This window comes from Bacillus sp. RC51, assembly GCF_044908115.1.
GTDB classification, from domain to species: Bacteria; Bacillota; Bacilli; order Bacillales; family Bacillaceae_G; genus Bacillus_A; species Bacillus_A mycoides.
Genome location: NZ_JBIYCW010000009.1, coordinates 1 through 16038 on the forward strand (window position 1 = coordinate 1; position 16038 = coordinate 16038).

A 16038-nucleotide genomic window follows, 5' to 3' on the forward strand; every position below is an offset into this window, starting at 1 on the left:
GATCAAACTCTCCAATAAAGTTAGTTTGTCTAGCATCTAAAAATAAAAATTGACGTTCACGTTGTTTGTTTCGTTCAGTTTTCAAAGAACTACTTCGCCGCTCAATTGCGACTTTCTTATGTTAACATCTTCGTATTCCGATGTCAACTAAGTTTTTCAAGTTTCTTTTTTTGTCGTTCACTGCGTTTCCGCATCAGCGACGTTTATTAATATATCATGCAGTATATGTAGGGTCAATACTTTTTATAAAAAAATTTCACATCCCGTTAAATGTTAAAAAACTCGTTTCAAAAATCATTATAGCCTCCCTTCATTCTTCATCATACTCCACATTTCATATCTTATCGCTTTATCACGTTTCTGAACGAGTGAAAATTCTAAATTTTATGTTATATTATTATTATAGGAGGTGCTAAGAATGAGCATTAAATATTCGAACAAAATCAATAAAATTCGGACCTTTGCATTAAGTTTAGTATTTATCGGCCTCTTCATTGCATACTTAGGAGTCTTTTTCCGTGACAACATTATTATTATGACAACATTTATGATGGTTGGCTTTTTAGCTGTTATCGCTAGTACTGTCGTTTATTTTTGGATTGGTATGTTATCTACTAAGACTGTACAAATTATTTGTCCAAGCTGCGATAAGCCAACAAAAATGCTTGGTCGTGTCGACGCATGCATGCATTGCAACCAACCTTTAACACTGGATCCGAGTTTAGAAGGAAAAGAATTTAATGAGAAGTACAATAAAAAAAGCTATAAAGGATAACACGTACTTTCACTTTAGTATTTTTTCATCCCTATATAATAAAGAAAGAGGGTGACTTAATCGTCACCCTCTTTCTTTATTATATATTACGCCTTATGACACTCTGGACAAACGCCATAAATTTCTAAGCGATGACTATTAATAATGAATCCTGTCGTTTTCGCAGCTTCCTCTTCAAGCTGTTCCAAACCTCCATAAGGAAAATCAACAATCTTACCACATTTTTCGCAAATCACATGATAATGTTGACTTGTAACATAATCAAATCTACTTGAAGCGTCCCCATAAGTTAATTCCTTTACAAGTCCAACTTCTTTAAACACACGTAAGTTATTATAGACAGTTGCAACACTCATATTTGGAAACTTACCTTCTAATGCTTTATAAATGTCATCCGCTGTTGGGTGCGTCATAGATTCCACAAGGTACTCTAAAATAGCATGACGCTGTGGAGTAATGCGTACACCCGTATTTTTCAGCATTTCTAGCGCTTCTTTTAATTCTTCTTTGACCACCGTCATGCACCCCGATTCTATACGGATTATTATTTTATAATTCTTATAAAGAGTGTACTCCTTTTCTTATAAATCGTCAATATTTCTACTATAAGTATGTGGTTTATTTTTGTATATAGCCTTATTCTTATGTAACTTCCCGTATTTCCTATACATTTACATAGAAAAAAGTGCGACATAATCGCACTTGGAATACTATCATCTGAGGAGGTATGCCCTACACTTTCACTTTATGTATCGCAAGAAAATATGTATAGACGCATGCCTTACATATGTATTTTTTTCCACATTAATATAGATTTATTTTATATAAGAAAGAACGTCCTCAATATGTCCTTTCACTTTCACTTTACGCCATTCTTTTACAAGTTCGCCATCTTTATTGATAAGGAATGTAGAACGCTCGATTCCCATGTACTCTTTTCCAAAGTTCTTTTTCAACTTCCAAACATCGTACAATTCTGCTACTTTATGATCTTCATCTACTAAAAGTACAAATGGAAGCTCATGCTTCTCGATGAATTTCATATGTCTGTTCACCGAATCAGGACTTACACCAAGGATGACTGTGTCCTTCTCTTGGAATAATCCATATGCATCACGAAAATCACATGCTTCAGTTGTACACCCTGGAGTCATATCTTTCGGGTAAAAATATAAAACTACATTTTTACCTCGGAAGTCAGCTAAGCGAATTTGTTCTCCGGTACTTCCCTCTAATGTGAATTCCGGTGCTATTTTTCCTACTGTGATCATTGTTATCACTCCTTTTCTTTTCTATTACTATAACAAATGCTACCTTATTTTTCATTGTCCATTACAGTCCTTACCACAAAAGCAAACGGTAATGTATATCCAATTAATGCTTCTCCAATTGCAATCCATCTTCCGATTCCAATCGGAGCTATATCACCATATCCAACGGACAATAAAGTAACCGCGCTAAAATATAAACATATTTCAACGAGTTGAAAGGAATGAGCACTTAGCCTATCCCCATCTTCTTTTAAAACCGCAAAACCCATTTCCTCTAGCACAACATAACTTAATCCAAACGCAATCAGTACCGTTGTATAAATTAAAAACAACGTAGCTAAATTGTACAGCGAAAAGAAACGATTGGAATTTGAATATGAACTCCATAATAATTGGACACTTCTCAAAATAGCGATTGCCGCAATTAATAGAATAAATCCCCATAACATGTCCTCCACCTCATTTTATATGTATGAGGACTATAGCGGATTTATCCCTTAGAAACGAACAAGCTTCTATAATTAATTTCCCGCACCACGATATCGTTTAACCCCTTGATTCCAGAGGGTAATTGCAATAGTAAAACAGATAACACCAACAATTGGTGTTGCGAAAGCATAGCTATTCCACTCTGTTTTTCTTAAAAAGTATGCCGCTGGATATACCCCAACAAATGCAAACGGTAAAACAAACGTTAAAACAAAGCGAATAACACGGTTATAAATATCAACAGGGTAGCGTCCATAATTCCCTATGTTATACATAAGCGGCATAATGGAACTTTTCGCATCCGACCAAAAGCCAAGACTTGCAAGCGTAACAAATATCCCGCCGTACACAAGTGCTCCTCCCCCTGCCATAAGTAGGAATAAGAAGAAATCATACCAGTAAAAAGATAGTTGCAGCTCCATTGCTGCATAACCCATCACAATAATCCCCGTAATAGCTCCAATTAAAGATTCAAGTTCCATTCTTTCTAATATAATTTGAAATAAACTATGAATCGGTCTCGTTAATATACGGTCCATTTCTCCTTTAATAATGTAACGATCATTAAAGTCCCATATATTAAAGAAAGCTGAAAAAATGGCAAACGGTACTAAAAAGAACCCATAGATAAAGATTACTTCTTCTCGGCTCCACCCTTTTAGTACTTGAGTATGCCCAAACACAACGAGAATGAAGATTAAATTAACAGCTTGTAGTGATAAATCTGAAAGTAATCCGACGATAAAATCGCCACGATACTCCAATTTTGTTTTTATATATTGACTTGCATATTGCAAAAACAATTTTATATATATCATCTCATCATCCCCCTTGTACAATTAGACGTTTTCTCGCCGTTTTCCACATGAGTACAATTGGAATAATAAGTATAATTGCCCACATCACTTGAAATAATAAAGCTTCATATAACTTACTTCCTTGTATACCTTCAGAGAAAATCATACTTGGAATATAACTAATTGCTTGAAACGGTAAAAACATCATTGTTTTTTGGGCCCATAACGGATAAAAACTAATCGGTAATAATAAACCAGAAAATAAATCAATCACGACACGTTTCGCATACATAATTCCACTATTATTAAATAAGAAGAATGTAAGCATCCCTGTCATTAAATTTATTTGTGTATTAATGATAAAACTAAATATTAAAGATAAGAAGAAATATAACCATGTTTGAAAATTCGTTGTAATTTGTAATGAAAATAATAACGTAACAATAACCATACCTGGAATTGAAAAGAAAGCAAAACGAAATATCCCTTCTCCAAGACCTTGCATAACTTTCATACCTAAATAGTTATACGGACGAATTAGCTCTACCGCCACACGTCCTTCCTGAATTTCCATCGCAATTTCTCTATCTATATTATTAAAATAAAAAGCACGTGCCATCCATGCGATCGCAATATAAGTAGTCATTTGTGAAATAGATAAACCTTCAATGTTCTCTTTCCCGCTATAAATCGCTTGCCACAAAAAATAATACGCACCGATATTAATCGTATAAATTAAAATCCCGCTGTAATAATTTGTACGATAGGCAAGCATCATTAAAAAGCGAATCCGAATCATTTCAATATACTTACCCATGCATAATACCTTCTTCATAAATGTTACGAATAATTTCCTCTGTAGACACTTCGTTAATTTTTAAATCTTTAATTTGAAAAGCTTGTACCACTTTAGAAATCAGCATAGAAATGATAACTTCTTCATTCGGTATTTTTGCAACCCACGCATTTTCCTCTTTTGCTTTTGACCAAACGACATGACTATCAGGCATAACCATTGATAACGCCTGGTATGAAACCGGAGCAACAAACTGAAAATGTATTTCCTTCTCCGCTCCCCACTGCGTGCGAAGGTTACCTAAAGATCCATCATACATAATGCTTCCTTCATCAAGCATAATGACGCGCTCACATAAAGCTTCAATATCAGTAATATCATGTGTTGTTAACAAAATTGTTGTTTTATAACGTTCATTCATCTCTTTTAAGAATTCTCGTATTTTCAATTTCACAAGAACATCTAGTCCAATTGTTGGCTCATCTAAAAATAATAACGGCGGATTATGAATTAACGCCGCTGCTAATTCACAACGCATTCTTTGACCAAGAGATAATTTCCGTACCGGTTTATCTAACAAAGGACCAATATCTAACGTTTCAATAACATGTTCCATATGTTCCTTATACTGAGCATCCGATACACCGTACACTTTCTTCAATAAACGAAATGATTCTTGTACAGCGATATCCCACCAAAGCTGAGAACGCTGACCAAACACAACACCGATTGTTCTTACAAATTCTTCTCTCTGTTTGTGTGGGTTCATTCCGTTCACTGTAATTTGCCCTGATGTCGGAGTCAAAATCCCCGTCAGCATTTTAATTGTCGTTGATTTACCAGCACCATTTTCACCAATATAACCAACCATTTCACCTTGCTTTACAGTAAAAGAAACATCATTTACTGCTGGTACTATTTTATAATTACGATTTAATAAATCGCGAAATGCACCCTTTAAGCCCGGACGACTTGAATAAGCTGTAAACTCTTTACGTAACCCTTGTACCTCAATTACCGATTTCATAATCGGACCCCCTTCCTAAATGTCACAACGAATAGTTTACCCAACTGCTCCTTCTATCACAAACAATACGTCTTTTCAAAAAACATGTTAGAATAATACATAGATTTTTGTAAGGAGATGAATTGTAGTGAATTTCACAAAATCAGAAGCGTTACATAAAGAAGCTTTAGAACATATCGTTGGTGGTGTTAATAGTCCTTCCCGTTCTTTTAAAGCAGTTGGAGGCGGTTCTCCTGTTGCAATGGAACGCGGAAAAGGTGCTTATTTCTGGGATGTAGATGGAAATAAATATATCGACTATTTAGCAGCGTATGGCCCTATTATTACTGGACATGCTCACCCACACGTAACAGAAGCAATTAAAACAGCGGCTGAAAACGGCGTACTATACGGTACTCCAACAGCACTAGAAGTAAAATTCGCAAAAATGTTAAAAGAAGCAATGCCCGCTTTAGATAAAGTTCGCTTCGTGAACTCTGGTACAGAATCCGTTATGACAACCATTCGTGTTGCTCGTGCTTACACTGGCCGCACAAAAATTATGAAATTCGCTGGTTGTTACCACGGTCATTCCGATTTAGTACTTGTAGCAGCTGGCTCTGGTCCTTCTACTCTTGGAATTCCTGATTCAGCTGGTGTGCCACAAAGTATCGCTCAAGAAGTTATTACTGTTCCATTTAATAATGTAGAAACTTTAAAAGAAGCGTTAGATAAATGGGGACACGAAGTAGCAGCTATCCTTGTAGAGCCAATCGTTGGAAACTTCGGTATTGTTGAGCCAAAACCTGGCTTCCTTGAAAAAGTTAATGAACTCGTTCACGAAGCTGGTGCACTAGTAATTTATGATGAAGTTATTACTGCTTTCCGCTTTATGTATGGCGGCGCTCAAGACTTACTTGGCGTAACCCCAGATTTAACAGCACTTGGTAAAGTTATCGGCGGTGGACTTCCAATTGGTGCTTACGGTGGTAAGAAAGAAATTATGGAACAAGTTGCACCGCTCGGCCCTGCATACCAAGCTGGTACAATGGCTGGGAACCCTGCTTCTATGGCATCAGGGATTGCCTGTCTAGAAGTACTTCAACAAGAAGGCGTATACGAGAAATTAGATGCACTTGGCGCAATGCTTGAAAAAGGAATTTTAGATCAAGCTACAAAACATAACATTGATATTACAGTAAACCGTCTAAAGGGTGCATTAACTGTATACTTCACGACAAATACAATTGAAGATTACGATGCAGCCAAAAATACAGATGGTGAAATGTTCGGTAGATTCTTCAAGCTGATGCTTCAAGAAGGTATTAATTTAGCACCTTCTAAATATGAAGCATGGTTCTTAACGACAGAACATACAAAAGAAGATATTGAATATACAATTGAAGCTGTTGGCAGAGCATTTTCTACCCTAGCGAACAATAAATAATCTCTTCATTACAAAAGGAAAAAAGAAAGCCCATCTTTCTTTTTTCCTTTTTTCTATTTCATAAATCCCTCATTAATAGTATAATTATTCATAATTATCTGTTTTATATCCTTTTATATCTTTACTATCCATGTATACAAGGCAGTTCACGCCTTGAATAGTAAGATTATTCAAAATTCATTTTCCAGAGGGGGGATTGACGGATGCTCAATAAAAAAAATAAATGGACACCGTCTTTATTTCGGAATTATAAAAATGCAGAACATGATGCGTGTGGAATCGTTTCCGTTATGGAAAAACGAAGAATTCCTACAAAAGAAAACATCGATCTTTGTATACAATCTCTAGTCAAAATGAATCATAGAGCTGGTTTCATTAACGGAGAAGGAGATGGTATCGGAATTCATATCGACATGCCAAAAGCACTTTGGAATGAAAAACTGAAAAGTAGCGGATATAATCCAACGATTGTGGATCATCCCCACTTTATCGTTGGACATTTTTTTCTAAATAAAAAAGAAAACATTGCCGAGTTAAAAGATTACATTCGTACGCAACTAAACAATGAAAGCTTTACAATTGTTCTCGAAAATGATGATGTAATAAACTCAGATGCACTCGGTCCTCTTGGTAAACAAGAAGAACCTTTATTTTGGCAAATTGCCCTTATCGCCGAAAGTGAAGTTAAAAATATTGAGCAAACATTATTTTCTGTAACAATAAAAATCGAAGAAAATGAAGCAATTCATGTTGCCTCATTAAGTCATGAACATGTTGTATATAAAGTTCTCGGTGCTGGCGATACACTCGTTGCTTATTACAATGATTTACAACACCCACTTATCGCTTCAACTATGACACTAGGACATAATCGCTATTCTACTAATACGTTATCTAATTTTTTTCGTGTACAACCATTTAGCATTCTCGGACATAATGGCGAAATTAACACGATTGCAAAATTACGCGATCAAGCTGAAATGATTAATGTACCACTTACTGCCGGGGGCAGTGATTCCCAAGATTTAAACCGCACCTTAGAAACCCTTCTCGTTCAGTATAACTACAGTTTATTTGAAGCAATGGATATATTATTTCCACCAATTATTAATGAAATAAAGCTTTACGAAACAAACTTACAAAACTTATACACTTATATACGTGAGGCTTGGGGGCATTTCGCACAAGGTCCAGCTGGTATTATTTCACGTTATAAAGATGAAGCTGTTTTCAGTGTCGATTCCCTTGGATTACGCCCAGTTTGGAAAGTAGAGACAGAGAGCTCCTATATTTTCTCTTCTGAACCTGGAGTTGTATCACCAACTGAATATGTAGCAGAGCCGAAACCACTCGCTCCTGGAGAAAAAGTTGGATTAAAATGGAATCAACAAGATGAGCTCGTTCTCTATGAATACGACAATTATCAAATTGAAGTATATAACCGTTTTAAGAAACGAATCGATGTTACCAATTATCATGTAAACTTATCTATCCCTGAAACGAAAGAAACTGAGGGATTATGTGATTCGGTTCAAGTTGAAACGAATCAATACGTCGCTTTCGGCTGGGATCGAGAACATATTCAGCTCCTTGAACAAATGGCGACAAAAGGCGTCGAACCAATTCGTTCACTTGGGCATGACTCACCACTTGCCGCACTTGATACAGATAGACGAAATATTGCTGATTTCATTAAGGAAAGTGTAGCCGTTGTTACAAATCCAGCAATCGATCGCGATCGAGAAGTTGAACACTTCTCCACACGTACTGTACTCGGAGAGCGTCCGGGTTTATTAGATAACTCTAAACAACCATTTGTAATCGAGATGCTTTCACCCATTATTTTAGAAGGGAATTTAGCTCAATCTATCGCGGCAGACTTACACACGATTACGTACGAACAACTTATACAGCTATTCATTACTCATAGCTCTGTCTCTACAATTTCTGTTACATTTAGTCCATCAGAAACTCTACAAATCGCATTAAATCGAATTAGTTCCGAAGCGATAGCAGCCGTTAAAAATGGTGCTTCCCTACTATTATTAGATGATGCTAAATCTCATCAAAATGAACTGTTATGGATTGACCCACATTTAGTTACTGCCAAAGTACATCAAGCATTAACTAAAAATAAATTACGCCGGAAATGCTCTCTCGTTATACGTTCCGGTGCCCTTCGCTCCTTACACGATATCGTCACGCTATACGGATTAGGGGCAGATGGTATTAATCCATATTTATTGTTCGCAACGGTAAATGATGAAACAAAAGTACCAATTACTAATTTGTATACCGCACTTAATAAAGGACTAGAGAAAGTAATTTCAACGATTGGAATTCATGAATTACGCGGTTACGGTCGCCTCTTCTCCTCTATTGGATTACATGAGGAAATCGCAAATATATTACAAATTACAAACTTCTGCGGTTCAAATAATTTAGCTTTTTCACTTGAATCACTTGCTGAAGATGCAAAAATTCGAGCTGAGGATTTTAACGATCCAAAAGTTAGAATGCGAAAATCATTTCATATATTCCCGCGGATTTGGAAAGCAATTGGTGATGTTGCAAAAGGAAACTCTTATGATGATTACCGCGACAAGTTAAGTGAATTAGAAGAAAACACTCCCATCGCAATCAGGCACCTTGTTCAAACAAAACAAGCACAGCATGTAGTTCCGACTGAAGAAGTGTCCATCGGCATTCACAATCATGATTTACCATTTATTATTAGTTCTATGTCATTTGGTTCTCAAAATGAAATTGCCTTTCGCGCGTATGCAGAAGCTGCCGATCAGCTAAATATGATTAGTTTGAACGGTGAAGGCGGCGAAATTAAAGATATGATTGGTAAGTACCCACATACACGCGGACAACAAGTTGCATCTGGCCGATTTGGAGTAAACGCTGAACTACTAAATTCATCAAATTTAATTGAAATTAAAATAGGTCAAGGAGCGAAGCCTGGTGAAGGTGGACATTTGCCTGGTTCAAAAGTGACTGCCAAAATTGCGGAAGCACGTAATGCTACAATTGGTTCGGATTTAATTTCACCTTCTAACAACCATGATATTTATTCAATTGAAGACTTGGCTCAAATGATTACAGAAATTAAAACGGCTAATCATCTTGCAAAAGTAGCTGTAAAAGTTCCTGTCGTTCCTAACATCGGAACAATTGCTGTCGGTATCGCAAAAGCTGGCGCTGACTTTATTAACATTAGTGGATTTGATGGCGGAACAGGTGCTGCGCGTATTCACGCATTGCAACATGTTGGTCTTCCTGTAGAGATTGGTGTTAAAGCTGCTCACAATGCGTTACTAGAAGCAAATATGAGACATAAAGTAGAGATTTGGGCAGATGGCGGTATTCGAAGTGTAAATGACGCCTTAAAAATCATGCTCCTCGGAGCAAACCGGATCGGATTTGGCACATTATCAATGATTGCAATCGGCTGTACAACTTGCCGTGGTTGTCATCTTGATACGTGCCACGTCGGAATTGCAACACAAATTGAATCTGAAGCTCAAGCGAAAGAACATGGACTGCGCCGTTTCGTTCCACGTGAATTAGAAAGCGCAGTTACAGGGCTATTAAGCCTATTCACTACTTTCGGTACAGAATTGAAACGTTTAACAGGGCAGCTCGGTTACACAAACTTACAAGATATTATCGGACAATCGGATTTATTAGAACAAACTCGAGGCAAGGACTTATTAGACTTACGTAATTTAATACAAACGATAGAAGATTCATCTGTGAAAATAACGGCATCTGTACAAGAAAAACAATTTGAAACAACAAATTCTCTCCAGTCAAAAGAATTAGTAAGCGTCGGCGTAGAGCAACGCGTAATGGGCGGTCTAGAATCCTGTTATCGTATTCGTAGCAAATTATATGAAAACACTCATCTTGAACCACTTACATTAAAGTATACAAACGGATCTGTTCCCGGAAACGGATTAGGCGCGTACAATAGCGAGAACTTATTTATACACGTAAATGGTGGCGCGCAAGATGGAATTGGAAAAACTTCATTTGGCGGTGGCATTTATATAACGAAAGCAAAAGGAACAGATGGAACATATTATAACGGTTCTGTCGGAAAAGGATTTGGATACGGTGCTCAAAAAGGTGCATTATACGTGCAAGGTAACGCCGATGCTCGTGCTGGCATTCGCCTTTCTGGAGCAGATATGATAATTGGAGGCAGAATTACAAAACCACTCCGCGAAAAAGAACAAGGAAATATCGGAGTATATTCTAATATAAAAGGATTTGCTTTTGAATATATGACAAATGGTCGCGCTCTTGTTTTAGGAGATCCTGGTCCATGGATTTGTGCCGGCATGACTGGTGGTGTTGTTTATTTACATCATGATCCAAACTTAGGTTTAACAGAACACGCTTTAAAAAGAAGAATTGCTAAAGGTGCAAATGTAACATTACAGCCAATTAGTAAAAATGGTTTGCAAGATGTGAATGAATTATTATTAGACTACATTCGTGTATTAAATGAGCACGAACAATATGAAGAAGTCGCTTTGTTAACACCATTATTAGATGATATCCAGCTTCACTTCTATGAAATTATCCCGAAAAAAGAACAGGCGGATCCATCTATTTCAACTGAATGACATGTACAATATTTATTTTCATAAAAAAATTGACGAAGCGAGCATCGCATAGTAATCTAGAATAACAATTTGAAACCTGCTGAAATTCAGCAGGTTTTTTTATTAAAGAATAGATGTTTAAAGTGAATTTGGAGAAATTATAAATTGATTGTAATTTATTTATTAAACTTTTTAACGTCACTAAAATATCACTTGCTAACATATTGTAATGAATGTATAGTATCATGTTGTACATTCATTATGACAAGAGAAAGGATATCAATAAGGGTATGAAACTTGGTGCTCGCATTTTAAAAACGGGTATTGCCATTACATTAGCTTTATTTGCTTGTATTTTACTTCAATTACCGAGTCCTGTATTTGCGGGAATCTCAGCTATCTTTGCTGTTCAACCGTCTGTATACCGCTCGTATTTAACTGCTCTTGAGCAAATTCAAGCAAACGTAATTGGTGCTGTATTCGCTATCGTATTTGCTACTGCTTTTGGACATAATCCTTTTATTATTGGATTAACGTGTATATTAGTAATTGCTCTTACTTTACAATTACGCTTAGAAAAAACAATATCACTCGCTTTAGTAACAGTTATCGCCATTATGGAGTATCAAGGCGAAGATTTCTTTAATTTTGCCTTACTTCGATTCGCGACGATTATGATTGGAATTATTGCGGCTTCGCTTGTAAATTTAGTATTTATGCCGCCAAAATATGAAACAAAACTTTACCATCGCATCGTTGATAATACAGAGGAAATTGTTAAATGGATTCGTATGAACAGTAGGCAAGCTTCTGATTTTACAACGCTAAAAACCGATATTGATCGCATGAAAGAAAAAATGATTAAACTAAATCATTACTATTTGCTGTATAAAGAAGAAAGAAGCTATACGAAAAAAATACAATTCGCGAAAATTCGTAAGCTCGTTTTATTCAGACAAATGTTAGCGACAACAAGCCGCGCTTTAAGCACGTTAAAATCATTACATCGCACCGAAAATGAACTGCGCTATATGCCAGAAGAGTTTCAGGAATCTATTCAAAACGAACTTGATTCATTAACGCATTATCACGAACAAGTGTTATTAAAATTTATTGGTAAAGCAAAGAAACAACAATCCGTTGAGATGCTTGATGAAGTTGAAACCGGTAAACAAGAATTGATTGATATCTTTATGGATTATCAAAATAAAGACGATGAGGAAGCATATAAAATATGGTTACACCTCTTCCCTCTTATTTCTTCAATTATTAACTACAGTGAGGAAGTAGAGCATTTAGATTTACTTGTGGATAGCTTCTACACATACCATAAACCAGAAAGCGAACTCCAAATCGAAGATAAAAAAGAAGACGAATAAAAAAACAGCTCCTTTTACGCTAAAGGAGCTGTTTCTGTTATATGCTGAAGTTGATATAGATTGTAATAAAACCCCCTCTTTTTCATTAACTCTTCATGAGAACCCTTTTCTTTTATTTCACCATCTTCAACATAAATAATTGTATCAACATGCGTAATCGTCGCTAATCGATGTGCAATAATAATTGTTGTCCGATCTGCAGCTAACGTTTGCAGTGCCTCTTGAATATATCGTTCATTTTCTAAATCTAAAGCGGAAGTTGCTTCATCTAATATAAGTAAAGACGGATTCTTTAGAAAAACCCGTGCGATTGCTACACGCTGTCTTTGTCCACCAGATAATTTCACACCACGTTCCCCAACGACAGTATCATAGCCCTCTGGCAACTCTGTAATAAAATTATGAATTTGTGCAGCTTTGGCAGCTGAAATCACTTCCGCCTCTGTAGCTTTCGGATTGCCATATAAAATATTAGCCCCGATTGTATCGCTAAATAATAAATTATCTTGTAGCACAATTCCAATATGACTACGTAAATTTCTCATATTATACTTTCTTACATCTATCCCGTCTATATAAACTGCACCTTCAGAAACATCGTAAAAACGCGGAATTAAACTAGCAAGAGATGACTTTCCTCCTCCACTTGCCCCTACAAGCGCAACCTTCTCTCCCGGGCGCATAGTTAATGACAGATTATGCAATATTTCTTTTTCATCCGCATTATAACGAAAAGAAACATTATCAAATATAACTTCCCCATCTAGCCTTTTCGCTTGCACCGCATTTGGCACATTAACAATATCGTATTTTTCATCCAACAATTCAAACACTCGATCCATCGAAGCGAAAGACTGTGTTAATGTTGTAGATGAATTAACAAGGCGACGAAGCGGACTATATAAACTATCCATATATCCAACAAAAGCAACCATCGTACCCAGTGTTAACGACCCTTGAATTACCTCATATGCCGCAAAACCAATAACAAGTAACGGCCCTAAATCCGTTAACGTATTCACTACCGAAAACGTTCTCGCCGTCCAACTCGTATGAGTTAGTGCTTTCGTTAAAAATTCATTGTTTCTCTTTTCAAACTGTCCTCTTTCATACTCTTCTAATGCAAAACTACGTGTCACTTGCATCCCTTGAATACGTTCATGTAAATACCCTTGCATAGTTGCTAACGCTTGCGAGCGCTCTTTCGTCAATTTTCGAAGGCGCCCGAAAAAATATTTCACTGCAACTACATAAATAGGTAAGATTAATAAAGCAACAAAGGTTAATTTTATATTCATAGAAAACATAACGATAATGGCAATAACAATTGTTGCAGTATCTAACCAGACATTCATAAGACCAGTAATTACAAAGTCCTTCGTTTGTTCTACATCATGGATTACACGTGAAATAAGCTCCCCTGTTTTTGTGTTCGAATAATAACGTAAGCTCAATTTTTGCAAGTGCCCAAAAATGTATTTTCGTAAATCGTATAGTATTGTATTGGCAATGCGCTGCGCGAAATATTGACGATAATATTCTATCGGCGGTCTTACTACTGCAAAAATAAAAAAAGCAATCCCAATTGCGGTTATTAATTGAGACGTTTTTTCTTGAAGCGATCCCGTGCCTTGAATAACATCATCAATAATATACTTTAATAACCATGGCATAATAAGCGGGATACCGAACTTCACAAGACCAATAATAATTGTAATAGCAATAAGCCATCGATATGGTTTAACAAATTGTAAATATCTTTTTATACCTTGCACATAATCCCCCCTCTAATAGGACAAACCTGCCGGGAAATTCCCTGCAGGTTTGTTTTAATTTCTGTACATTAAATATCTTTCGTACCACATATCTACGAAATCCGGTGCGAATGGACCTTTTCTTTGATGAATCCACTGTGTTAAATGTGCTACATTTCGTTTTAAAATTGTATCAATAACAGGTGGATACTGCATGATTTGACTATGCTTTTCATACTCATCTTCATCCAAAAGTGTATATGTCATATCTGGATACACTTTAATGTCTAAGTCGTAATCAATATACTTTAATGCTTCAGAGTCATATGCAAAAGGAGAACTTAAATTACAATAATAATATACTCCTTCTTCTCTCAGCATTCCAATTACATTAAACCAATAATTAGCATGGAAGTAACAAATCGCAGGTTCGCGAGTAACCCATGTTCGACCATCTGATTCCGTAACTACTGTACGATCATTTGCTCCGATCACAAGGCTCTGCGTCCCTTTTAAAATTGTTGTCTCTTCCCACATTCTATGAATGGAGCCATTATGTTTATAACTATGTATTTGTACCTTTTCTCCTTCTTTGGGAAATCCCATATATGCTCCCTTCTTTCAACCGCAAATGCTTTTCTTAAGTTGTCTTAACTACCCCTTGAACTGCATTCACTTTTTTTCTATTATAACTTTTTTGTCAAAATTTTAAAACTAAAGCGATAGGACACTTGTTTTCATGAGGAATATAATGAAGTTTGTATTATTGAATACTACATCACTAACCCTTTTAACGAAGGAACATTTCCTATGAATTAGCAATACGTATTTTAGAAGATTAAACGAAGATATAACAAAAAGAAAAGCCCCCTCACCTCTGTTTAAGAAAGGACTTTTCACCTAAAATCAACAACATATCTCACCCTTAATTTGAAATTATTTTTTCGGTTTCAAAAGATTGAATCACATTATTCGTTTGCTGTTCAAATTTTTCATGCAAAAGTTTTAATGCTATTTCTGTTCTATATATTTCTTGACGGATAAAATGCAATTCTTTTTTATCGCACGTATCCCTTCCACTCATTTCAATTTGCTGATACTTCTCTAAATGTGATTGTAACTTTAAAAGCTCATCCATCGTTTCCAACTGCTCTCCTACCAACTTATCAAAATCGTTCATCACTTACCCCCTTTTTGATTCATTCGCCAGTTATAATTCCTATTACATATTTTCTAATCGTGAACTTCTTTCTCCTTTGACTATATTTGTTGACTTATTAGAAGTTATGTCGTTCCCTTTATTTTCATTACAGTGACACGCACACAAAGAAAACACTTCTCTCGAATTGGAGAAGTGTTTTTCTTTCATTACTCGTTTGAACTAGAAGATTGTGATTGTTTTGCAGCTGATTGTGCATTTTGTTTTTTCACTGCATGCACATCTGTTTCAGTTGCAAACTCTGTACCATAACTAGCATTTGCACTTTGAGCAGCAGAAGCTTGTGCTTTCTGTGCCTCTGATTGTGCGTTCGCTTGTTTTACTGCTTGTACATTCGTTTCAGTTGCAAACTCTGTACCATAGCTAGCATTTGTACTTTGAATGCTAGCACCAGAAGTTGCCTTATTATAACCTTGTTGTTTTTTACTCATCTTTCTCACCTCCACAATCAATAATGTAACCAATTCACTTAGAAGTTATCCCTAA

Annotated in this window: 14 protein-coding genes; 4 read left to right on the forward strand and 10 right to left on the reverse strand. The window is 36.1% G+C overall.

What is annotated here, in order from left to right:
* Nucleotides 1-418 precede the first annotated feature (418 nt).
* On the forward strand, nucleotides 419-775 hold the full coding sequence (locus ABH959_RS17965; protein WP_002063699.1) for a YgzB family protein: 357 nt from the start codon (nucleotides 419-421) through the stop codon (nucleotides 773-775).
* A gap of 86 nt (nucleotides 776-861) precedes the next feature.
* Here the strand turns inward: ABH959_RS17965 and perR are convergent, their stop codons facing one another.
* The 6 genes from perR to ABH959_RS17995 form a co-directional block, all read right to left on the reverse strand.
* Nucleotides 862-1290, reverse strand: a complete 429-nt coding sequence (gene perR / locus ABH959_RS17970; RefSeq protein WP_165762387.1) for a peroxide-responsive transcriptional repressor PerR — start codon at nucleotides 1288-1290, stop codon at nucleotides 862-864.
* A gap of 300 nt (nucleotides 1291-1590) precedes the next feature.
* Complete coding sequence (bcp, locus tag ABH959_RS17975; protein ID WP_113937947.1) at nucleotides 1591-2046, reverse strand: thioredoxin-dependent thiol peroxidase; 456 nt, start codon at nucleotides 2044-2046, stop codon at nucleotides 1591-1593.
* 44 nt (nucleotides 2047-2090) lie between these two features.
* The gene (locus ABH959_RS17980) at nucleotides 2091-2495 is read right to left on the reverse strand and encodes a potassium channel family protein (protein ID WP_002091112.1); all 405 of its coding nucleotides are present in this window, start codon (nucleotides 2493-2495) and stop codon (nucleotides 2091-2093) included.
* A 72-nt stretch (nucleotides 2496-2567) separates the two neighbouring features.
* A complete protein-coding gene (locus ABH959_RS17985) occupies nucleotides 2568-3353 on the reverse strand; it encodes an ABC transporter permease (protein ID WP_113937948.1) in 786 nt (261 codons plus the stop codon).
* Between the two features lie 4 nt (nucleotides 3354-3357).
* Nucleotides 3358-4149 carry an ABC transporter permease gene (locus ABH959_RS17990; protein ID WP_113937949.1) on the reverse strand — a complete coding sequence of 264 codons (792 nt, stop codon included), beginning with the start codon at nucleotides 4147-4149 and terminating at the stop codon, nucleotides 3358-3360.
* Nucleotides 4142-5155 (reverse strand): ABC transporter ATP-binding protein, encoded by a 1014-nt coding sequence (locus ABH959_RS17995; protein ID WP_113937950.1) that lies wholly within the window; start codon nucleotides 5153-5155, stop codon nucleotides 4142-4144. The genes ABH959_RS17990 and ABH959_RS17995 overlap by 8 nt, the downstream gene beginning before the upstream one ends.
* Nucleotides 5156-5282: 127 nt before the next feature.
* Here ABH959_RS17995 and hemL point away from each other — a divergent pair, with 127 nt between their 5' ends.
* The 3 genes from hemL (at nucleotide 5283) to ABH959_RS18010 (ending at nucleotide 12579) form a co-directional block, all read left to right on the forward strand.
* Entirely contained in the window at nucleotides 5283-6581 is a 1299-nt protein-coding gene (gene hemL / locus ABH959_RS18000) for a glutamate-1-semialdehyde-2,1-aminomutase (protein WP_002010346.1), read from the forward strand.
* 203 nt (nucleotides 6582-6784) lie between these two features.
* Entirely contained in the window at nucleotides 6785-11221 is a 4437-nt protein-coding gene (locus ABH959_RS18005; RefSeq protein WP_404493014.1) for a glutamate synthase-related protein, read from the forward strand.
* A 269-nt stretch (nucleotides 11222-11490) separates the two neighbouring features.
* The gene (locus ABH959_RS18010; protein WP_002063696.1) at nucleotides 11491-12579 is read left to right on the forward strand and encodes an aromatic acid exporter family protein; all 1089 of its coding nucleotides are present in this window, start codon (nucleotides 11491-11493) and stop codon (nucleotides 12577-12579) included.
* Nucleotides 12580-12593: 14 nt separating this feature from the next.
* Here the strand turns inward: ABH959_RS18010 and ABH959_RS18015 are convergent, their stop codons facing one another.
* The 4 genes from ABH959_RS18015 to ABH959_RS18030 all read right to left on the reverse strand — a co-directional run bounded on the left by ABH959_RS18015 (nucleotide 12594) and on the right by ABH959_RS18030 (nucleotide 15983).
* Nucleotides 12594-14354, reverse strand: a complete 1761-nt coding sequence (locus tag ABH959_RS18015; RefSeq protein ID WP_002169212.1) for an ABC transporter ATP-binding protein — start codon at nucleotides 14352-14354, stop codon at nucleotides 12594-12596.
* A 54-nt stretch (nucleotides 14355-14408) separates the two neighbouring features.
* Entirely contained in the window at nucleotides 14409-14939 is a 531-nt protein-coding gene (ntdP, locus tag ABH959_RS18020) for a nucleoside tri-diphosphate phosphatase (RefSeq protein WP_000506630.1), read from the reverse strand.
* 319 nt (nucleotides 14940-15258) lie between these two features.
* The gene (locus ABH959_RS18025; protein ID WP_002010338.1) at nucleotides 15259-15513 is read right to left on the reverse strand and encodes a YgaB family protein; all 255 of its coding nucleotides are present in this window, start codon (nucleotides 15511-15513) and stop codon (nucleotides 15259-15261) included.
* Nucleotides 15514-15701: 188 nt separating this feature from the next.
* On the reverse strand, nucleotides 15702-15983 hold the full coding sequence (locus tag ABH959_RS18030; protein ID WP_002125062.1) for a gamma-type small acid-soluble spore protein: 282 nt from the start codon (nucleotides 15981-15983) through the stop codon (nucleotides 15702-15704).
* Between the last annotated feature and the right edge of the window lie 55 nt (nucleotides 15984-16038).

Bases quoted from the DNA above. Each gene is read 5' to 3' on its own strand.
- ABH959_RS18010 (WP_002063696.1), top strand. From the start codon at position 11,491: ATGAAACTTGGTGCTCGCATTTTAAAAACGGGTATTGCCATTACATTA.
- ABH959_RS18030 (WP_002125062.1), bottom strand. From the start codon at position 15,983: ATGAGTAAAAAACAACAAGGTTATAATAAGGCAACTTCTGGTGCTAGC.
- ABH959_RS17980 (WP_002091112.1), bottom strand. From the start codon at position 2,495: ATGTTATGGGGATTTATTCTATTAATTGCGGCAATCGCTATTTTGAGA.
- ABH959_RS17965 (WP_002063699.1), top strand. From the start codon at position 419: ATGAGCATTAAATATTCGAACAAAATCAATAAAATTCGGACCTTTGCA.
- ntdP (WP_000506630.1), bottom strand. From the start codon at position 14,939: ATGGGATTTCCCAAAGAAGGAGAAAAGGTACAAATACATAGTTATAAA.
- ABH959_RS18005 (WP_404493014.1), top strand. From the start codon at position 6,785: ATGCTCAATAAAAAAAATAAATGGACACCGTCTTTATTTCGGAATTAT.
- ABH959_RS18025 (WP_002010338.1), bottom strand. From the start codon at position 15,513: ATGAACGATTTTGATAAGTTGGTAGGAGAGCAGTTGGAAACGATGGAT.
- ABH959_RS17985 (WP_113937948.1), bottom strand. From the start codon at position 3,353: ATGATATATATAAAATTGTTTTTGCAATATGCAAGTCAATATATAAAA.
- ABH959_RS17990 (WP_113937949.1), bottom strand. From the start codon at position 4,149: ATGGGTAAGTATATTGAAATGATTCGGATTCGCTTTTTAATGATGCTT.
- ABH959_RS17995 (WP_113937950.1), bottom strand. From the start codon at position 5,155: ATGAAATCGGTAATTGAGGTACAAGGGTTACGTAAAGAGTTTACAGCT.
- bcp (WP_113937947.1), bottom strand. From the start codon at position 2,046: ATGATCACAGTAGGAAAAATAGCACCGGAATTCACATTAGAGGGAAGT.